Source organism: Flavobacterium salmonis, from assembly GCF_903819435.1.
Classification (GTDB): domain Bacteria; phylum Bacteroidota; class Bacteroidia; order Flavobacteriales; family Flavobacteriaceae; genus Flavobacterium; species Flavobacterium chungangense.
In genome coordinates, this window is sequence record NZ_CAIJDP010000068.1 from 238,906 (window position 1) to 258,230 (window position 19,325).

Annotated in this window: 20 protein-coding genes; 18 read left to right on the forward strand and 2 right to left on the reverse strand. The window is 35.3% G+C overall.

What is annotated here, in order from left to right; translation table 11 throughout:
* Positions 1-169 precede the first annotated feature (169 nt).
* Complete coding sequence (cydB, locus tag FLACHUCJ7_RS11120) at positions 170-1,246, reverse strand: cytochrome d ubiquinol oxidase subunit II (RefSeq protein WP_078226230.1); 1,077 nt, start codon at positions 1,244-1,246, stop codon at positions 170-172.
* A 2-nt stretch (positions 1,247-1,248) separates the two neighbouring features.
* Positions 1,249-2,595, reverse strand: a complete 1,347-nt coding sequence (locus tag FLACHUCJ7_RS11125; RefSeq protein ID WP_180908954.1) for a cytochrome ubiquinol oxidase subunit I — start codon at positions 2,593-2,595, stop codon at positions 1,249-1,251.
* Positions 2,596-2,855: 260 nt separating this feature from the next.
* On the opposite strand from FLACHUCJ7_RS11125, the gene FLACHUCJ7_RS11130 reads away from it, so the two are divergent.
* The 18 genes from FLACHUCJ7_RS11130 to FLACHUCJ7_RS11215 all read left to right on the forward strand — a co-directional run bounded on the left by FLACHUCJ7_RS11130 (position 2,856) and on the right by FLACHUCJ7_RS11215 (position 19,269).
* Positions 2,856-4,274 (forward strand): MBL fold metallo-hydrolase, encoded by a 1,419-nt coding sequence (locus FLACHUCJ7_RS11130; protein ID WP_180908955.1) that lies wholly within the window; start codon positions 2,856-2,858, stop codon positions 4,272-4,274.
* A gap of 187 nt (positions 4,275-4,461) precedes the next feature.
* A complete protein-coding gene (locus FLACHUCJ7_RS11135) occupies positions 4,462-5,025 on the forward strand; it encodes a YeeE/YedE family protein (protein ID WP_078227908.1) in 564 nt (187 codons plus the stop codon).
* Between the two features lie 10 nt (positions 5,026-5,035).
* A complete protein-coding gene (locus tag FLACHUCJ7_RS11140) occupies positions 5,036-5,515 on the forward strand; it encodes a DUF6691 family protein (RefSeq protein ID WP_180908956.1) in 480 nt (159 codons plus the stop codon).
* 100 nt (positions 5,516-5,615) lie between these two features.
* Positions 5,616-6,389, forward strand: coding sequence for an alpha/beta hydrolase family protein (locus FLACHUCJ7_RS11145; RefSeq protein ID WP_180908957.1), 774 nt, complete (start codon positions 5,616-5,618; stop codon positions 6,387-6,389).
* Between the two features lie 263 nt (positions 6,390-6,652).
* Positions 6,653-8,230, forward strand: coding sequence for a glycerol-3-phosphate dehydrogenase/oxidase (locus FLACHUCJ7_RS11150; protein ID WP_180908958.1), 1,578 nt, complete (start codon positions 6,653-6,655; stop codon positions 8,228-8,230).
* A 236-nt stretch (positions 8,231-8,466) separates the two neighbouring features.
* Positions 8,467-8,928: a MarR family winged helix-turn-helix transcriptional regulator gene (locus FLACHUCJ7_RS11155; RefSeq protein WP_180909090.1), complete on the forward strand. Its 462-nt coding sequence runs from the start codon at positions 8,467-8,469 to the stop codon at positions 8,926-8,928.
* 4 nt (positions 8,929-8,932) lie between these two features.
* Positions 8,933-9,565 (forward strand): NAD(P)H-dependent oxidoreductase, encoded by a 633-nt coding sequence (locus FLACHUCJ7_RS11160; protein ID WP_180908959.1) that lies wholly within the window; start codon positions 8,933-8,935, stop codon positions 9,563-9,565.
* A 33-nt stretch (positions 9,566-9,598) separates the two neighbouring features.
* Positions 9,599-10,165, forward strand: a complete 567-nt coding sequence (locus FLACHUCJ7_RS11165; protein ID WP_078226224.1) for a YceI family protein — start codon at positions 9,599-9,601, stop codon at positions 10,163-10,165.
* 200 nt (positions 10,166-10,365) lie between these two features.
* A complete protein-coding gene (locus tag FLACHUCJ7_RS11170) occupies positions 10,366-11,646 on the forward strand; it encodes a hypothetical protein (RefSeq protein WP_180908960.1) in 1,281 nt (426 codons plus the stop codon).
* A 300-nt stretch (positions 11,647-11,946) separates the two neighbouring features.
* Positions 11,947-13,347: an anthranilate synthase component I family protein gene (locus tag FLACHUCJ7_RS11175; protein WP_180908961.1), complete on the forward strand. Its 1,401-nt coding sequence runs from the start codon at positions 11,947-11,949 to the stop codon at positions 13,345-13,347.
* A gap of 83 nt (positions 13,348-13,430) precedes the next feature.
* Positions 13,431-13,997 (forward strand): anthranilate synthase component II, encoded by a 567-nt coding sequence (locus FLACHUCJ7_RS11180; protein WP_180908962.1) that lies wholly within the window; start codon positions 13,431-13,433, stop codon positions 13,995-13,997.
* 113 nt (positions 13,998-14,110) lie between these two features.
* Positions 14,111-14,518 carry a GNAT family N-acetyltransferase gene (locus tag FLACHUCJ7_RS11185; protein ID WP_180908963.1) on the forward strand — a complete coding sequence of 136 codons (408 nt, stop codon included), beginning with the start codon at positions 14,111-14,113 and terminating at the stop codon, positions 14,516-14,518.
* 141 nt (positions 14,519-14,659) lie between these two features.
* Positions 14,660-15,652 carry an anthranilate phosphoribosyltransferase gene (gene trpD / locus FLACHUCJ7_RS11190; RefSeq protein WP_078226220.1) on the forward strand — a complete coding sequence of 331 codons (993 nt, stop codon included), beginning with the start codon at positions 14,660-14,662 and terminating at the stop codon, positions 15,650-15,652.
* Positions 15,653-15,665: 13 nt separating this feature from the next.
* Positions 15,666-16,034 carry a four helix bundle protein gene (locus tag FLACHUCJ7_RS11195; protein ID WP_180908964.1) on the forward strand — a complete coding sequence of 123 codons (369 nt, stop codon included), beginning with the start codon at positions 15,666-15,668 and terminating at the stop codon, positions 16,032-16,034.
* Between the two features lie 56 nt (positions 16,035-16,090).
* Positions 16,091-16,870 (forward strand): indole-3-glycerol phosphate synthase TrpC, encoded by a 780-nt coding sequence (gene trpC / locus FLACHUCJ7_RS11200; protein ID WP_180908965.1) that lies wholly within the window; start codon positions 16,091-16,093, stop codon positions 16,868-16,870.
* Positions 16,871-16,975: 105 nt separating this feature from the next.
* Positions 16,976-17,608: a phosphoribosylanthranilate isomerase gene (locus tag FLACHUCJ7_RS11205; RefSeq protein WP_078226217.1), complete on the forward strand. Its 633-nt coding sequence runs from the start codon at positions 16,976-16,978 to the stop codon at positions 17,606-17,608.
* A 12-nt stretch (positions 17,609-17,620) separates the two neighbouring features.
* A complete protein-coding gene (gene trpB, locus FLACHUCJ7_RS11210; RefSeq protein WP_180908966.1) occupies positions 17,621-18,802 on the forward strand; it encodes a tryptophan synthase subunit beta in 1,182 nt (393 codons plus the stop codon).
* A 149-nt stretch (positions 18,803-18,951) separates the two neighbouring features.
* Positions 18,952-19,269: a gamma-glutamylcyclotransferase family protein gene (locus tag FLACHUCJ7_RS11215; RefSeq protein WP_078226215.1), complete on the forward strand. Its 318-nt coding sequence runs from the start codon at positions 18,952-18,954 to the stop codon at positions 19,267-19,269.
* Positions 19,270-19,325 lie beyond the last annotated feature (56 nt).

The following is a 19,325-nucleotide window of genomic DNA, read 5'->3' on the forward strand; positions in this document are numbered from 1 at the left end:
ATGAATAATACCATTTTTGAATAAATAACAGTCTAATTTTATTGAAAAAAAACTAAATCCACAAACTCTGTAATTACAGTTTCTTCTATTGGGTCTAGCCCTATTTTGAGCTCTTCCCTTGTATTGTATATAATTATGCTCTATTTTTTGAGTAGAATATTAAAATACTTTAATGCTCCCCATACCCAACATCATCCATCTTTCCGCTAAAAACACGATACTGAATAATAAAATACACAATCACCAGAAACAAAGCCACAAAAAACCAGCTCAGACCGGCATTGAGTCCGTATTCGCCAGCAGCAGTATTGTAAATCGTAAGCGAAGGATTTACCTTATTGGTAGACGGCAGAACATTTGGGAAAATCGAAACGGCTGTTGAAGCAAATCCGCCAACAAGAAATAAGGTAGAAAATATAAAAGCCTGTCCGTCTTTTTTAAAAGTCCGCACTTTGAACAATCCTAAAATCCCAACAAAAGTCATTACAGGAAAAAACCATAAAATTGGATTTTCTACAAAATTATGAAATGGTTTCGGCTCAATAAAATGCCAGATCTGAAGTGAAATAATCACTAAAACCAACAAAGCAATATTCAGTTTAAAAACTAAGTTTTTAAGTTTTTCGTTTAAGGAAGAATTCGTTTTATAAATAATCCAGTTCGCACCGTGAATCATCAATGCGACAACACTTACGATTCCCAAAAACAAAGTAAACCAATCGATAATTCCCAATTGATCTGCCTGCGGGCTGAAAGTCGGATTCCATAAAGGAAGAAAAAAATAATGTGGCTCCTGCGTAGAAACACCGTTTTCTACCATTCCGAGATTTACTCCGCGAACGATATTTCCCAAAGCAATTCCGAAGAACAAAGCCAGAAGCAGACTTGCAATCCCGAAAGCCTTATCCCAAATGGCTTCCCACATGTGATGATGCACCTGACCACGCATTTCCAGACCAATAGCACGGAAAATCAACAGCCATAAAATCATAATCAGGGGCAGATAAAAACCGCTGAAAGACGAAGCGTACAAAGTTGGAAAAGCAAAAAACAAAACCCCTCCGGCTGCAATCAGCCAGACTTCATTGGCATCCCAGAACGGACCAATCGAGTTTGTAATGACTTTTTTATCTCTTTCAGTTTCCGCAAAAAACAAGTGAATAATTCCTGCCCCAAAATCGTAGCCGTCCAACACAATATAAACGGCAAGGATTCCCATTAAAACTACATACCAAAAAAATTCCATACCTATATTTTTTCTGTTGAAAGTTCCACATAATGCGGCCCTTTATTGATAATTTTTCCAATTAAAAGCAAAAACAGCATACCAAGCAATAGATACAATCCGATAAAACCCAGTAAAGTAAACAAGGTATTTCCGGATGAAACCGTTGGCGAAGCACCGGAAGCCGTTCGCATTAAATTATAAACCAGCCACGGCTGTCTTCCTAATTCTGCGGTGTACCATCCTGTAGTGTTAGCGATATAAGGGAATGGCATCATAAACATCAGCGACCATAAAAGCCATTTGGTTTCAAACAATTTCCCTCTGATTAACTGAAAAAGTGAAATAATCATTAATCCAATAAAAACAGTTCCGAGCCCTACCATAATATGATAGGCATAATACAATCCTGAAATATTGGTTGGATGCAGGTCTTCTTCAAATTGGTCTAGCCCATGAATTTCCTTATCCCAGTTTCCATACGTCAGGAAGCTCAATATATTCGGAACGGCTATTTTATTATCGAGTTTTTTGTCTTTTACATCGGGCTGACCAATTAAAACAATTTCAGAACCTTTTTCTTCTGTGTGAAAAATTCCTTCCATAGCCGCAAAAGTCACAGGCTGATACTTCACTACGTTTTTAGCCAGTAAATCTCCTGTTGGAACTGCTACAAAAAGACTCGAAATCAATCCGAAAATGACTCCGGTTTTTAAAAATAATTTACCAAAAGAAACATTCTTTCTGCTTAAAATATAAAAAGCGCCAATTCCGGCAACCACAAACGAACTCGTTACTAAAGAAGCCGCCTGATTGTGAAGATAAGAAGGCCATAGCCACGGATTTAAGAACAATGCTTTAAAATTTGTCAGTACAAATTTTCCGTTTTCCAGAATTTCGTAACCCACCGGATTCTGCATCCATGAATGTGTCGCTATAATTAAGTAACCGCTGGCCCAGGAACCAATCATGATTAACAATCCGGTTACAAAATGCCATTTATGTCCGAGTAGTTTTTCTCCAAATAAAAAGATTCCCAAAAAAGAAGATTCGAGAAAGAACGAAAACATCCCTTCCATTGCCAGCGTCTGACCGACGATTCCTCCTGTTAATTCGGAGAATTTTGCCCAGTTGGTTCCAAACTGAAACTCCATCGGGATTCCGGTTACAACGCCCATCGCAAAATTCAGTGCGAAAATCTTCATCCAGAAATGCGTAGCGTGATTGTATTGTTCGTTTTGGGTTTTAAGGTATTTCCATTTAAAATAAACAATGATCAGCGAAAGACCCATTGTAAGTTGCGGAAAAAGATAGTGAAAAGTAATGGTGAAAGCGAATTGCATTCGGTCATAAAAAAGCATTTCTTCCATAGAGTAGTAATTGTTTTATGAAGTCCCACAAATTTACCTATTAAAACCCAAATTCCTGTCCTTAAAAAGAAGTTTTTCTTTAAAACCATGCAAGTAATATAAGTTAGTTTAAGTTTTACAAACGATTAAACTTCGGCATATAATTCCTTACATAACTTATTATGGTAAAAATCCCAATAAAACGAATTCTGTAACATTAGTCACTTACTTTCCAAAAAAACACAGTTACCTTTGTGAAACATTATTTTAGATTTCATATCATGAAAATTGAACAAATTTACACCGGATGTTTAGCCCAGGGGGCATATTATATTACTTCAAACGGAGAAGCTGCGATTATTGATCCGCTTAGGGAAATTCAGCCTTATTTAGACCGTTTGGAACGCGATCAGGTTAAATTGAAATATATTTTTGAAACACATTTCCACGCCGATTTTGTTTCTGGACATGTTGATTTGAGCAAAGAATCCGAAGCCCCAATTATTTACGGACCAAATGCTACTTGTGAATTTGACTGCGTTTCTGCAAAAGACGGACAGGAATTTAAAATAGGAAAGATTACCATAAAAGTCCTGCACACACCTGGACACACTATGGAAAGTACTACTTTTTTACTAATTGACGAAAACGGAAAAGACCATGCCATTTTCTCCGGAGACACTTTATTTATTGGCGATGTAGGTCGTCCTGATTTAGCTCAGAAAGCAGCTGGAATGACACAAGACGAGTTAGCCGGAATTTTATTTCATTCGTTAAGAAATAAAATTATGACTTTGGCCGATGATGTGATTGTTTACCCTGCGCACGGAGCCGGAAGTGCCTGCGGAAAAAATATGAGTAAAGAAACGGTTTCGACTATCGGAAATCAAAAAGCAACCAATTATGCTTTGCGTGCAAATATGACTGAAGCCGAATTTATTACTGAAGTGACCGACGGATTATTACCTCCTCCAGCCTATTTCAGCATGAATGTAGCGATGAATAAAGGCGGATACGAAAGTTTCGAATCGGTTTTACATAATGGAATGAAAGCAATAAAAGCGGAAGAATTTGAGGCTGTAGCCGAAGAAACCGGTGCTCTGATTCTCGATACGCGCAATGCTGCTGATTTTAGCAAAGGATTTATTCCACAGTCGATTAATATCGGGATCAATGGAGATTTTGCACCGTGGGTTGGAACTTTAATTGCCAATGTAAAACAACCTATTGTATTAGTTACCGAGCTTGGTTTAGAAGAAGAAACTGTAACACGTTTGAGCCGTGTAGGTTTTGATTCGATTATAGGTCATTTGGAAGGCGGTTTTGAAGCCTGGCAGAAGGCAGGTTTTGAAATTGATATAGTTAACCGAATTTCGGCGGAACAATTTGCTGATAAATTTAATATCAAAGAAGATAAAGTTGTTGATGTTCGTAAAGAAACTGAATATGAAGCAGAACATATTGAAGATGCTTACAGTAAACCTTTAGCCTATATTAATGATTGGGTTAAAGATATTGACGCTAAGGAACATTTTTATCTGCATTGTGCGGGTGGTTATCGAAGCATGATTGCAGCTTCGATTTTACAAGCAAGAGGTTTCAGAAATTTCACCGAAATTGAAGGCGGTTTTGGAGCAATAGCAAAAACAACTATTCCAAAATCTGATTTCGTTTGCCAAAGTAAGGTTTTGAAAGCATAAACATTGAACATAAATTCTTTTACCATATAAGTTATATAAGTTCATTTAATTTCGGTGCGTTTTAACTATCAACTAATTAAACTTGTAAGTTCATATAAGTTCAGCGCAATCTAAACTCCAGCTTATAATTACTTACATCACTTATATGGTGAAAAAAAAACATTTTAATTTTTAAATAAACATGAGTATACTAGAAATTATAAAAGAACCATGGCCCTGGTATGTTGCAGGCCCGCTGATTGGATTAACTGTTCCAATTTTATTAATTATCGGAAATAAATCTTTCGGAATCAGTTCATCATTGCGCCATATTTGTGCAATGTGCATTCCTGCTAATATTCCGTTTTTTAAATACGACTGGAAAAAAGAAAGCTGGAATTTATTCTTCGTTCTCGGAATCTTTCTGGGCGGTTTTATTGCCGCATATTTCCTGTCAAATCCAAACGCAGTTGTTATCTCTCCCGAATTGTCAGCAAAATTAGCTACTTATGGAATCACAGATTACACTGGTTTAGTTCCGTCGCAATTATTTTCGTGGGAAAGTTTACTAACGCTTCGCGGATTCATCATGATTGTCGTAGGCGGATTTTTAGTAGGTTTCGGAACCCGTTATGCCGGAGGATGCACGAGCGGACATGCTATTATGGGATTATCAAACCTGCAATGGCCTTCGTTAGTAGCAACCATCTGTTTTATGATTGGCGGTTTTGTCATGGCACTTTTGATTTTGCCACATATTCTTTCACTTTAAAATTTCAAAAATGAATCCTTTAGAAAATAAAAATACAGACGGCGAAGGAATCAACGCAAGTCAGCAAAATGAATCCGTATTCGGAAACCTAAAATATTTAATCGTCGGCATCTTTTTCGGAATTGTATTTGTAAAAGCCGAAATCATCAACTGGTTCCGTATTCAGGAAATGTTCAACTTAGAATCTTTCTTCATGTATGGCGTAATCGGAAGTGCCGTTGCTGTTGGATTAATATCAGTTCAATTGATTAAAAAACTCAATATAAAGACTTTACAAGGAGAAAAAATCGAAATACAGCCCAAAACATTCAATAAAGGACAAATCTACGGCGGATTATTATTTGGTTTCGGATGGGCAATTACCGGAGCTTGCCCTGGACCATTGTTCGCCCAAATTGGTACTGGTGCCACTGTAATTGTTGTAACTTTAGTAAGTGCCATTGCCGGAACATGGGTTTACGGATTGATAAAAGACAAGCTTCCTCATTAAAAATTTGTTTGAGGTTTCAAGTTTCAGATTAAAAGACAAAATACACCCGACAGGTTTTGAAAATCTGTCGGGTTTGATAATTATAAAAAAGCACCCCAAAATGAACAAATTCTATTTTAAACTATTTATCGTCTTGTTATTTGCAAGCTGTTCCGGAAACAAGAAATCTAACGCTCAAATTTCAAATACGATTTATCCCGTTCAAATGGATAGTTTAGAATTGTTTGACCCGTCAAGAAACCGAAAAATTCCTGTCGCTGTTTACCACCAAAAAACGGAAAAAAAAATAATTAATCAGCAGATTATATTTTTCAGTCACGGATATGGCGAGAATAAAGGTGGAGAAAATAAAATATATTCCTATTTAACAGAGAATTTAGCTTCTAAAGGATATTTTGTTATCAGCATTCAGCATGAATTACCAACGGATGATCTTCTCCCAATGGATGGAGACTTAAAAATTACCCGAAGACCAAACTGGGAAAGAGGCTCTGAAAACATTCTCTTTGTACTAAATGAATTCAAGAAAACAAAACCTGATTTAGACTTCAAACATCTTGCTTTGATTGGGCATTCTAATGGTGGAGACATGACAGCTTTATTTGCCACAAAACATCCTAAATTAGTTTACAAGATTATAACAATGGACAATCGAAGAATGCCCCTCCCAAGAGCTCATAGTCCAAAAATATATACACTACGCTCCAAAAACTATGATGCAGACAAAGGTGTTTTGCCTACAGAACAAGAACAAAAAAAATATGGAATGACGGTTCAACTCACAGCCATTAATCACAGTGATATGGATAATGATGCTACAATCGAAGAGCGAAAAACACTGAATACTTACATCGAAAATTATTTAAACCAATAAATTTAAAATCATCTGGACGTGCCACCATCCCAATAAAAAGGCTAATATCCTTTGCGCTTACATCCATTTTATCGGGATGCTGTCGGGCTATCCGCACTGCTTCGGCAGTTTGCTCCTATCCCTCACGCGGGCAAAACGGTTTTAATTACCATTGCCATTTAAAAATAAGAATTTGTGTCTTTAATACAAGTAGCATCAGGTTATTCACTTTCCTTTTCTTATGTTTGTTACTCAACAACAAGTCCCTGAAATAGTACGCAAATATGAATCGCACAGCACAATTATCAAAACTACAAAACACACAAAATTGGGACGTAATAATCATTGGCGGAGGCGCAAGTGGTCTTGGAACCGCTCTTGATGCAGCAAGTCGTGGTTACAAAACAATCTTACTGGAAGCAGTTGATTTCGCAAAAGGAACTTCAAGCAGAAGCACAAAACTGGTTCATGGCGGTGTACGTTATCTGGCACAAGGCGATGTGCATCTGGTACGCGAAGCATTAAAAGAAAGAGGTTTACTGGCTCAAAACGCAGGTCATTTAGTCAAAAATCAATCATTTGTTATTCCGAATTACAATCGCTGGAGCGGATATTTCTACACTATCGGATTAAAAATTTATGATTTATTGGCGGGCAGCTTAAGTTTAGGCGCTTCAAAATATATCTCGAAAGAAAAAACAATCGAAATGCTTCCGAATGTACAGGAAAAGGGGTTGGCAAACGGTGTTATTTATCACGACGGCCAATTTGATGATTCCCGTTTGGCTATAAATATTGCCCAGACTGCCTTAGAAAAAGGAGCTTGTGTCATTAACTATATAAAGGTTGTTAATCTAATAAAAGACAACGAAGAAACTGTTGTTGGCGTACAGGCAATCGATCAGGAAACCGGAAGTAAATACGACATAAAAGGATCAGCCATCATAAATGCTACAGGCGTTTTTACAAATGCTATAATGAAGCTCAACGATAAAGTGTATAAAAAATATATCGTTCCGAGTCAGGGAATCCATTTGGTATTTGACAAATCTTTTTTACCCGGCGATCATGCATTGATGATTCCGAAAACAAAAGATGGAAGAGTTTTATTTGCAGTTCCGTGGCATAACCGTGTCGTCGTAGGGACAACAGATACCTTAATTAAAAGCCATAGCTTAGAACCTGTTGCACTGGAAAGCGAAATCCAATTTGTTTTGGAAACAGCACAACGCTTTTTAGCAAAAAAACCAACCAGAGCCGATGTACTATCTGTTTTTGCAGGTTTGCGTCCTCTGGCTGCTCCAAAAGAAGAAGGCAAAAGCACCAAAGAAGTTTCCAGAAGTCATAAAATTCTCGTTTCTAAAACCGGCTTAATCACTATTACCGGAGGAAAGTGGACAACTTACAGAAAAATGGCTGAAGAAATTATTGATAAAGCCATCAAAACAGGAAAATTACATAAAAAAGAATGTGCTACTGAACATCTTGCCATTCACGGAAACAAACACACCACTACTGTTGATCGCGAAAATCACCTTTACATTTATGGCTCAGATATTCCTAAAATAATTGAATTACAACAAAACGAACCTGAATTAAATGAAAAACTGCATCCTGACCACGAATTCACAATGGCCGAAGTAATTTGGGCAATTCGATACGAAATGGCAAGAACAGTAGATGATATTCTCGCAAGACGTGTACGCTTATTATTCTTAGATGCCAGAGCTGCAGTTGAATCTTCTGAAAAAACAGCAAGATTAATGGCAAAAGAACTCGGACATGGTGAAGCATGGATTAGCAAAGAAATTTCAGATTTTAAAAAAATCTCTAAAGGCTACCTCTTATCTGAATTTCAATAAAAACCTGAAATACAAAACCTTAAAAACACCTATTACCTCCTTAATTTAAAATATTTATTAATTATCTTTAATCAATATTTTAAATTAAAAAAATTGCATTACATTTATACTAATTACATAGAGTTTATATACAATTATTTATCAACGTAATTTATTAACTAAAAATTAACATGACATTTGTATATACAATAATGAAAAGTTATACATTTGTATATACAAATTATACGCTTACAACTATGACAATTGAAGAAGTTATAAAAAGTACTGTTAAGATGGATAATGCGAAAAAAGTTATTCTGAATATCATGTATACGCAAAATGTAATTCAGGATCATTTCAACGAGTTGATAAAACCGTATGATTTGTCCGGAGAACAATACAATGTACTACGCATATTAAGAGGACAAAAAGGAAACCCTGCCAATATGTGTGTGATACAGGAACGCATGCTGGCGAAAACCAGCAATACAACACGATTAGTAGACAAATTATTATTGAAAGAATATGTTACCCGAAATGTCTGTCCGAACAATCGACGAAAAATAGAGGTTTCGATTACTCAGAAAGGATTAGACGTTTTAAAAGAATTAGACCCCAAGGTAGATGCACACGAGCGTGAATTTGCCGCGAATATAAGCCCTGAAGAATTAGAATTATTAAATCAGTTATTAGAAAAATACCGAACCCAACAAAATTAACATTATGAGTACACTATTAGACAATTTAAATTGGAGATACGCAACCAAAAAATTTGATGCAACTAAAAAAATTTCCGAAGCAGATTTAAATACATTAAAAGAAGCTGTTCGATTAAGCGCTTCTTCATACGGATTACAGCCATTTAAAGTGGTTATTGTAGAAAACCCGGAATTAAGAGAAAAATTAAAAGCGGAAGCTTGGGGACAAACACAAATCACAGATGCTTCTCACCTGTTCATTTTTGCAAATGACACAACTCTTGATGCAAATTCTGTAGATCAATATATGAAAAACATCAGCGAAACAAGAGGTATTCCTGTTGAAGCTTTAGAAGGATTCAGCGGTATGATTAAAGGACAGATTGCCGGTTTATCAAACGATGCAAAAAATGTCTGGACATCAAAACAAACTTACATCGCTTTAGGAACATTATTAAGTGCAGCAGCAGAATTAAAAATTGACACTACGCCAATGGAAGGTTTTAGTCCTGCAGCATTCAATGAAATTTTAGGCTTTGATAAATTAGGTCTAAATGCAGCAGTTGTAGCTACTATAGGTTACAGACATGATGAGGACGACGCTCAGCATTACAAAAAAGTTAGAAAATCTCAGGACGAATTATTTATCACACTATAATTATTTAATAACAATCAAAATCAATTTCACAACATGAAAAATTTAAAAACAATTGCAATAGCATTATTCGTAGCAGCAGCTGGTATCTCTGTAAACGCACAAACTAAGAAAATTGACGTTAAGGCATCTACTATCAAATGGGTAGGTAAAAAAGTAACCGGGGAGCACTCTGGAACTGTAAACTTCAAAGAAGGGGCTGTAGTTTTCAAAGGAAAAAAATTAACTGGAGGAAGCTTTACAGTTGATATGACTTCATTAACTGCAACTGATTTAACTGGAGAATACCAAGGAAAATTAAACGGACACTTAAAAGCTGACGATTTCTTCGGAACTGATAAATTCCCAACTGCAAAATTAGTTTTCAAAACTATTGGAGCTAAATCAACTGATGTTTATACCGTTACTGCTGATTTAACTATCAAAGGAATAACTAAACCTGTAACTTTTGACATCGCTGTAAAAGGAAATACTGCTACAACTGCATTTAAAGTTGACAGAACTAAATATGACATCAAATATGGTTCAGGAAATTTCTTTGAAGGTTTAGGAGACAAAACAATCAACGACGATTTCGAATTGACAGTAGCTTTAAAATTCTAAATTTTCGCTTACTATTTCAGGAAACCCCAACAACTCAAATTGTTGGGGTTTCTTTTTTATAAAAACATAAAAATAACGTTCTTAATATTCAAATAACCCTTTCATAACAAGGTCTGGCGTTTTGATTAACATTGGGCTTTTAATTTTGACTTCGTTAAAAAAACAGTAAAATAAAAAGCTAGAAATCAAAAATCATAGTTATGAAAATTAAAATACGTATTGCCCTAATAACACTTTTCAGTACTTTTTTTCTTCAGGCACAACAACCACAAAAAGGGATCACAGGAGCATCAAACTGGATGAACAACTGGACCAATTTTAAGCCTGCAGCAGTTGAGTATGGCGAAGCTACAAATATTATTGCTGGTACCATAGATAAAGACACGAAACTAAGCAAACGCAATACCTATCAATTAGTCGGAATTGTTTATGTAACTAATAACGCTATTCTTACTATTGAGCCTGGTACTGTTATTAGAGGAGATGACAAAACCTGCGGAACATTAGTTATTGCTAATGGTTCTAAAATTATTGCAGAAGGGTCAGAAACAGATCCCATTATTTTTACCTCTAACAAAGAAACAACCGAAAGAAAACCAGGAGACTGGGGTGGTATCATTATTTTAGGGAAAGCACCTATTAATAAACTAGGCGGTATTGCAACCTTGCCTTTTAACTTAGACGAAATGCTTAATCATTACGGAGGTCAGGATGCAGAAGACAACTCAGGTATTCTAAAATATGTACGTATTGAATATTCCGGAAGAAAATTAAGCGCTTTGAAAGAACTTAACGGACTTTCATTAGCCGGTGTTGGCAGAAAAACAGTTTTAAGCAACATTCAGATCAGCTATTCAAATGATGATTCGTTTGAATGCTACGGCGGAGACCTGAATATGAATAACTTAATTTCGTACCGAACAACAGATGATGATTTTGATTTTACACAAGGAGCCCAAATCAATATCAGCAACAGTATCGCTATTCGTCATCCTTTTTCATCTGATATTTCAGGGTCAAGATGTTTTGAAGTAGACTCATACGATAAAATTGAAAACACGGATATGAATAAAAAAATGACGAAAATAAATGCAAACAACATCACATTGGTAAATCTGGAAGAAAACGATCAGGGATTAGTTCGTGAATCTGCTCATATTGGAGAAAATACCTTTTTCAACTTAACCAATAGTGTCGTTTCCGGCTTCACTCCTTTCATCCTTTTAAATGGAAATATTGGAAATGATAATGATAATTTATCAAAAATTACAATAAAAAATGTAATGGCCAACAATTGTAATGGTGCAATTACAAGCGAAACGTCAAGCAATGATGCCGGAATTAAGAACTGGTACGGAAACCCTGAATTTGCAATAGAATTTACCAAAATGAAAAGCAGCGAATTGTTCTTAGCCCCTAATATTAAAGGAAATCCGGATTTTAGAGTCAGATTGAACAATGCAGTTGCAAGTGGAAAATAAGCAATTAAAATTATTTATTTTTTTACATATTTAACAATTTTATAAATTAAGAAAAGTTTTTTTTTGCTTTTAGTACATTCTAATTCAAATTACATTTATATATTTGCGTTATCAAAATAAGATTATGAAAATTACAATGAACAATACTTGGTGGTGGAAGAATTTACGTCAGACGTCGTGAACAAAGCTTCCTATGGTATTTTAAACTATAAATAAAAAAAGGCTTGTCATCACGACAAGCCTTTTTTTTGGCCAAAACTTTAACACAAAAAAATATTAAAAACTAAAAAACAACATACATTGAAACCTTTTATACTCAACACCCATTACAAACAAATCCTGGCAGACACTATTACGCCGGTAAGTATTTATTTTAAAATCAGAGATAAATTCCCAAATAGTTTATTATTAGAAAGTAGTGACTATCACGGAAATGACAATAGTTTCTCGTACATATGCTGCAACCCGATTGCCACGATTAAAATTGAAAACGAAACTATTACCAAAACTTTTCCTGACGGATCATCAGAGCAAAATACAATTGATGCTTCAACCAATATTCCGGAAGTGATTCAGCAATTTTCAGGTCAGTTTAAATCAGAGAAGAACGATTTTAAATTCATCAATAATGGTTTATTTGGTTACATTTCTTATGATGCCGTTCGTTATTTCGAAAAAGTAGAAATTGCTAAAAAAGATTCGGCGACCTTGATTCCGGATGTTTTTTATGCCGTTTACCAAAACATCATTGCCATCAATCACTTCAAAAACGAAGCTTATATTTTTTGCCATAGTTTAGATGGAAGAAATAATATTTCTGAAATCGAACAATTATTACAATCCAGAAATATCGCTTCTTATAAATTCACTAAAGAAGGCGAAGGTTTTTCTAATTTAACTGATGAAGAGTTCAAACACAATGTTGCTTTAGCTAAAAAACATTGTTTCCGCGGAGATGTATTTCAATTGGTTTTATCCCGTCGTTTTACACAAGGTTTCAAAGGTGATGAGTTTAATGTTTATCGTGCTTTACGAAGCATCAACCCTTCTCCTTATTTATTCTTTTTTGATTATGGAGATTTCAAAATATTCGGTTCTTCGCCCGAAGCACAAATTATCGTAAAAAACAGAAAAGCCGAAATTCATCCAATTGCAGGAACTTTCAGAAGAACGGGTAATGATGAAAAAGATGCTGAACTGGCAAAAAAATTATCCGAAGATAAAAAAGAAAATAGCGAGCATGTAATGTTGGTAGATTTGGCCAGAAACGATTTAAGCCGAAACGGTCATGATGTAAATGTAGAAAGATATAGAGAAGTTCAGTTTTTCTCACACGTGATTCACCTGGTTTCAAAAGTTACAGGACATTTACATGACAAAGCGACAACAATGCAGGTTGTAGCCGATACTTTCCCGGCTGGAACTTTAAGCGGCGCTCCAAAACACAGAGCGATGCAGCTGATTGAAGATTACGAAAAAACAAACCGTAATTTCTACGGAGGTGCAATTGGCTTCATGGATTTTGAAGGCAATTTCAACCATGCCATTATGATTCGTACTTTCCTTTCAAAAAATCATCAATTACACTGTCAGGCCGGAGCCGGAATCGTAGCAAGTTCTGATGAAGAAAGCGAAATGCAGGAAGTTTACAATAAATTAAGAGCTCTGAACACAGCTTTGGAAAAGGCTGAAAAAATTTAGTTTCAAGTTTTCTTAGTTTCAGGTTTCAAGTTGTGAGAACCTGAAATTTGAAACCTGAAACAATAAAAACAAAAAATAAAGACATGAAAAAAATATTAGTTATAGACAATTACGATAGTTTCACTTACAACTTAGTACACTATCTGGAAGATTTAAACTGTGAAGTAACCGTTTACAGAAACGATGAATTTGATATTGACGAAATTGCTTCTTTCGATAAAATACTGCTTTCACCAGGACCCGGAATACCGGATGAAGCAGGTTTATTAAAAGATGTAATTCGCAAATATGCGCCAACAAAAAGCATTTTAGGTGTTTGTTTAGGACAACAGGCAATTGGAGAAGTTTTTGGAGGAACACTTTCAAATCTTGATAAAGTATACCATGGTGTTGCCACAAATGTAAAAAAAGCAGTTACAGACGAATCTTTATTTGATGGCCTTGAAGATGAATTTGAAGTAGGACGCTACCATTCATGGGTTGTTGATGCTGATTTACCTGATGTTCTGGAAGTCACTTCATTTGAAGAGCACGGTCAGGTAATGTCACTACGCCATAAAACATACGATGTACGCGGAGTACAATTTCATCCTGAAAGTGTATTAACACCAAACGGAAAAAGAATTTTAGAGAACTGGGTTAAGGATTAGAAATCAGTCAAAAGTTTTAAAATCGAAAATCATAAAAGTCTTTCTGTGTTTTAAAACTTGAAAATCAATTCTGAAATTACATTACAAAAGTCACGGACTTTAAAACTCAAAAAATGGAAATAACAATTTTAGAGACAAGAGAAATTAGCATTGATGACATTTTAGTCTTATACAAAGCCAATGAATGGAGTTCAGCCAGTAAACCAAATGAATTGTATAATGGTCTTTTAAATTCTGAAACTTTAGTGACTGCCTGGGAAGGAAAAAAGCTGGTAGGATTAGGTAACGCAATTTCAGATGGATTCTTAACTGTTTACTATCCGCATCTATTAGTGCTTCCGGAATATCAGGGAAAGGGAATAGGAAACTTGATTATGGACAAAATGCAGGAGAAATACAGTCACTTTCACATGCAGATGTTAACCGCAGACGGAAGATCAGTTGATTTCTACAAGAAAAATGGTTTTGAAAGAGCGGGACAAACAGAACCCATGTGGATTTATCAGGGAAATGAACATTAAAAAGTATAACCGTAAAGTCTGAATGCCGAAAATCATAAAGTCAAATACGAACTAAAAAAATATAAATAACACAACACTAAAATAAGTATGAGAAGCAAAAGACATTAAGACTTTTGACATTCGACTTTAAGACTTAAAAAAATGAAAACTATATTAAACAAATTAATCAATCATGAAGTGCTTACAAAAGAAGAAGCAAAAAACGTCTTGATTAATATTTCAAGCGGTCAATACAACTCAAGTCAGATTTCGGCTTTTTTGACCGTATTTATGATGCGAAGTATAACGATTGAAGAATTAATCGGTTTCAGGGAAGCACTTTCTGAATTGTGTATCCGTATTGATTTATCCGATTATAACACTATCGATTTGGTAGGTACCGGAGGTGACGGAAAAGACACTTTTAACATTTCGACTTTGGCATCATTTGTAACAGCCGGAGCCGGAATAAAAGTCACAAAACATGGTAATTACGGCGTTTCTTCTATCACAGGTTCCAGTAATGTTATGGAAGCTTTAGGAGTTAAATTTAGTAACGATCCTAGTTTCCTTGAAAAATGTGTAGACAAGGCCGGTATTTGTATTTTGCATGCTCCTCTATTCCATCCTGCTATGAAATATGTAGGACCACTTCGTAAAGAACTGGCAGTCAGAACCATTTTCAACATTCTCGGACCACTAATTAATCCTTCTTTTCCAAAAAATCAATTATTAGGGGTTTTCAATCTGGAGTTAGCCAGAATGTATGCTTATCTCTATCAAAATACTGATAGTAATTTTACGATTGTACACGCTTTAGATGGTTATGACGAAATCTCTTTGACAGGACCAACCAAAATAATTACACATAGTACCGAAGGTATGTTAAATCCAGAAGATTTTGGAGTTAAATTAATTAAACAAAGTGACATCAAAGGGGGTGAAACTATTGCTGAATCGGCAGAAATATTTACCAACATCATTTCAGGAAAAGGAACCGAAGCACAAAATAATGTCGTTTGTGCCAACGCAGCCATGGCTATTGCAACGGTTACAAAATGTTCTCCAATTGAAGGATTTGAATTAGCAAAAGAAAGTTTATTATCTGGAAAGGGATTGAAAGCATTAAATAAATTGAAAGATTTAATGATTTAAAAATTGAAAAATTATGACTAAATCTTTTGAAGAATTTGAAGTTTATAAAAAAGGAGTTCTGTTAGCCAAATTAACTTTTGAATTGATGAATAATAAACCTTTTGAAAGAGAATTTGGATTTAAAGATCAAATAAAAAGAGCTGTCTTGTCAATTACAAATAATATTGCTGAAGGATCAGAATACAATAATAACAAGCAATTAATACGATATCTAAAAATTTCAAAAGGAAGTTGTGCAGAGGTTAGGAGTATGCTAATATTAAGCAGAGAATTAGGCTTTTGTAATCAGCAAGAAATTCAAAAAGGTTATGATTTAACAATTGAAATATCACAAAACTTATCAAATTTTATAAAATATTTAAATACCAAAATAGAATCATAACTTAAAGACAGAACATTGTTCAATCTTTAAATTTTTCAATCTTTAAATAATAATAAATGAACATCTTAGACAAAATCATAATAGACAAAAAAAGAGAAGTAATTCTTAAGAAATCGATTATTCCTGTTTCTCAATTGGAAGCATCGGTATTCTTTGGAAAACAAACTATTTCGCTAAGTCAGAAATTAAGAGAAAGCAACTCCGGAATTATCGCAGAACACAAACGCCGTTCGCCTTCAAAATCAATTATCAACAACAGTTTCACAGTTGAAGAAGTAGTTAAAGGATACGAAGATGCAGGCGCTTGTGGAATTTCAGTTTTAACAGACGGAAAATATTTTGGAGGTTCTTTAGACGATTTACTTTTGGCAAGAGCTTCAGTAAATATTCCGCTTTTGCGAAAAGAATTTATTGTTGACGAATACCAGATTTTGGAAGCCAAAGCACACGGAGCCGATTTGATTTTACTAATCGCAGCAGTTCTAACTCGTGAAGAAATTAAATCATTATCTGAATTTGCTAAAAACTTAGGCTTAGACGTTTTATTAGAAGTTCACAATCAGGAAGAACTGGTAAAATCAATTATGCCCTCTTTAGATATGATCGGTGTAAATAACCGAAACCTGAAAACGTTCGAAGTAAGTCTTGATTTCAGCAAAGAATTAGCTTCTCAGATCCCAAATGATTTTGTTAAAGTATCAGAAAGCGGAATCTCATCAGTCGAAGCCATTCAGGAACTTAAACCTTATGGCTACAAAGGTTTCTTAATCGGAGAAAACTTCATGAAAACTGATAATGCAGGACAGGCAGCAACAGAATTTATTAATCAGCTGTAAGCCGTACGCTATAAGCTATAAGCTTTTAGCAAAAAGTAAATAAAAAATCAGCTCAAAGCAAAGAGCATACAGCTTATTGCTTAAAGCTTAAAGCATTAAAAAAAAATGAAACTCAAAATATGCGGTATGAAATATCCTCAAAACATTCTCGAAGTAGGTTCACTCCTACCCGATTATATGGGATTTATTTTCTGGGAAAAATCCGCAAGATATTGTGACGGTGATATTCCGGAACTTATCAGAACCATCAAAAAAGTGGGTGTTTTTGTAAATCAAAGTCAGGAAGAAATTCTGGAAAAGGTTGAGAAACACAATTTACAAGCCGTTCAGTTACATGGAAATGAATCGGTTGAATTTTGTTCAGAATTAAAAAAGCAGCTTCCAAAGAAAATCGAAATTATTAAAGTATTTTCGGCTGATGAAAATTTTGATTTTGAAATCATCACACCTTTTGAAAATGTATGCGATTACTTTCTGTTTGATACGAAAGGAAAATTGCCGGGTGGAAACGGAACAACTTTCGACTGGAGCATTTTGAAAAAATACAATTCGAAAAAGCCTTTCTTTTTAAGCGGCGGAATCGGAATGAACGAATTGAAAGCCATTGAAGAAATTTCAAATAGTAAATTACCTATTTATGCTGTTGATATAAACAGTAAATTTGAAATCGAACCAGGGCTTAAAAATAAAAATCTATTAAGCAATTTCAAACGAAAATTTGAAATCATCAACATTTAAACTTTAAACAAAATGAATTTTAACGTAGACGAAAAAGGATATTACGGAGAATTTGGAGGAGCTTACATTCCTGAAATGCTCTATCCGAATGTAGAAGAATTACGCCAAAAATATCTAAGCATAATGGATGAACCGGATTTTAAAGCCGAATTCAACCAATTACTAAAAGATTATGTAGGACGTCCTAGTCCGCTGTATTTTGCAAAACGTTTGTCTGAAAAATACAATACCAAAATCTACCTGAAAAGAGAAGATTTAAACCATACCGGAGCACATAAAGTAAACAATACCATTGGACAGATTTTAATGGCAAAACGTTTACGCAAAAAAAGAATTATTGCTGAAACCGGAGCCGGCCAGCATGGTGTGGCAACAGCAACGGTTTGTGCTTTAATGGGAATGGAATGTATCGTGTACATGGGCGAAATCGACATTGCACGTCAGGCTCCAAACGTGGCTCGTATGAAAATGCTGGGGGCTGAAGTTCGTCCGGCTCTTTCGGGTTCAAGAACTCTAAAAGACGCTACAAACGAAGCTATTCGTGACTGGATTAATAATCCTGTTGACACCCATTATATTATCGGTTCGGCAATTGGACCTCATCCTTATCCGGATATGGTAACCCGTTTTCAAAGTATTATTTCTGAGGAAATCAAATGGCAGTTAAAAGAAAAAGAAGGACGTGAAAATCCGGATTACGTAGTGGCTTGTATTGGTGGCGGAAGTAATGCTGCCGGAACGTATTATCACTTTTTGCACGAACCGGAAGTGGGCATCATTGCTGTTGAAGCTGCCGGAAAAGGTGTTGACAGCGGTCACAGTGCCGCAACAAGCAAACTGGGAAAAGTAGGCGTTATTCACGGTTGCAAAACCCTTTTAATGCAGACTGCAGACGGACAAATTACAGAACCGTATTCAATTTCTGCAGGTTTGGATTATCCGGGAGTTGGACCTTTACATGCACATTTAGCTCAAACCGGACGTGGCGAATTTTTCTCAGTAACTGATGATGATGCAATGAATGCAGGTTTACAGCTTACAAAACTAGAAGGTATCATTCCGGCAATTGAGAGCGCGCACGCTTTTGCCGTTTTAGATCAAAAGAAATTCAAACCTACAGATGTTGTGGTAATCAGCCTTTCTGGTCGCGGAGACAAAGATTTGGATAATTATATTGACTATTTTAAATTGTAATAAAAGTTGTATTTTTGGGCGTTACCCAAGGGTCGGGCTGTCCGCTAAATTCCCAATAACAAAAACTACGGCTAAAAGCCTTGTTTTTCTAATCGGGCGATACCGCTCCCATCCCTAACGCAAACAAATAACGAGAAAAATAAAGATTTATGGAACAGATATTCTCTTACGGAACATTACAGTCGAAAGAAATTCAGATGCAGGTTTTCAATAAACTATTAACCGGAACACCGGACCAGTTAACGGGTTACAAACTAAAAGACCTTCAAATAGAAGAAGAATTTGGAATAGAAGACTATTTTGTAGCAACGCCAAGCGAAAATCCATCGGATGCTGTAGACGGAATCGTTTACAATATTTCCAGTGCTGATTTAGCAAAAGCGGATCAATTCGAATCCAATGCATACAAAAGGGTTGAAATAACACTGAAGTCAGGAACTGTTGCATGGATTTATATTGAAAATTAATTAAAGCAGATTAATCTTAATCCTGTAAGTTTTTGAAAACCTTGCAGGAACAAAAA

Excerpts from the sequence above, each read along its gene's own strand:
- cydB (WP_078226230.1), bottom strand. The coding sequence starts at position 1,246 with ATGGAATTTTTTTGGTATGTAGTTTTAATGGGAATCCTTGCCGTTTAT.
- FLACHUCJ7_RS11125 (WP_180908954.1), bottom strand. The coding sequence starts at position 2,595 with ATGGAAGAAATGCTTTTTTATGACCGAATGCAATTCGCTTTCACCATT.
- FLACHUCJ7_RS11130 (WP_180908955.1), top strand. The coding sequence starts at position 2,856 with ATGAAAATTGAACAAATTTACACCGGATGTTTAGCCCAGGGGGCATAT.
- FLACHUCJ7_RS11140 (WP_180908956.1), top strand. The coding sequence starts at position 5,036 with ATGAATCCTTTAGAAAATAAAAATACAGACGGCGAAGGAATCAACGCA.
- FLACHUCJ7_RS11145 (WP_180908957.1), top strand. The coding sequence starts at position 5,616 with ATGAACAAATTCTATTTTAAACTATTTATCGTCTTGTTATTTGCAAGC.
- FLACHUCJ7_RS11150 (WP_180908958.1), top strand. The coding sequence starts at position 6,653 with ATGAATCGCACAGCACAATTATCAAAACTACAAAACACACAAAATTGG.
- FLACHUCJ7_RS11155 (WP_180909090.1), top strand. The coding sequence starts at position 8,467 with ATGACAATTGAAGAAGTTATAAAAAGTACTGTTAAGATGGATAATGCG.
- FLACHUCJ7_RS11160 (WP_180908959.1), top strand. The coding sequence starts at position 8,933 with ATGAGTACACTATTAGACAATTTAAATTGGAGATACGCAACCAAAAAA.
- FLACHUCJ7_RS11165 (WP_078226224.1), top strand. The coding sequence starts at position 9,599 with ATGAAAAATTTAAAAACAATTGCAATAGCATTATTCGTAGCAGCAGCT.
- FLACHUCJ7_RS11170 (WP_180908960.1), top strand. The coding sequence starts at position 10,366 with ATGAAAATTAAAATACGTATTGCCCTAATAACACTTTTCAGTACTTTT.
- FLACHUCJ7_RS11180 (WP_180908962.1), top strand. The coding sequence starts at position 13,431 with ATGAAAAAAATATTAGTTATAGACAATTACGATAGTTTCACTTACAAC.
- FLACHUCJ7_RS11185 (WP_180908963.1), top strand. The coding sequence starts at position 14,111 with ATGGAAATAACAATTTTAGAGACAAGAGAAATTAGCATTGATGACATT.
- trpD (WP_078226220.1), top strand. The coding sequence starts at position 14,660 with ATGAAAACTATATTAAACAAATTAATCAATCATGAAGTGCTTACAAAA.
- FLACHUCJ7_RS11195 (WP_180908964.1), top strand. The coding sequence starts at position 15,666 with ATGACTAAATCTTTTGAAGAATTTGAAGTTTATAAAAAAGGAGTTCTG.
- trpC (WP_180908965.1), top strand. The coding sequence starts at position 16,091 with ATGAACATCTTAGACAAAATCATAATAGACAAAAAAAGAGAAGTAATT.
- FLACHUCJ7_RS11205 (WP_078226217.1), top strand. The coding sequence starts at position 16,976 with ATGAAACTCAAAATATGCGGTATGAAATATCCTCAAAACATTCTCGAA.
- trpB (WP_180908966.1), top strand. The coding sequence starts at position 17,621 with ATGAATTTTAACGTAGACGAAAAAGGATATTACGGAGAATTTGGAGGA.
- FLACHUCJ7_RS11215 (WP_078226215.1), top strand. The coding sequence starts at position 18,952 with ATGGAACAGATATTCTCTTACGGAACATTACAGTCGAAAGAAATTCAG.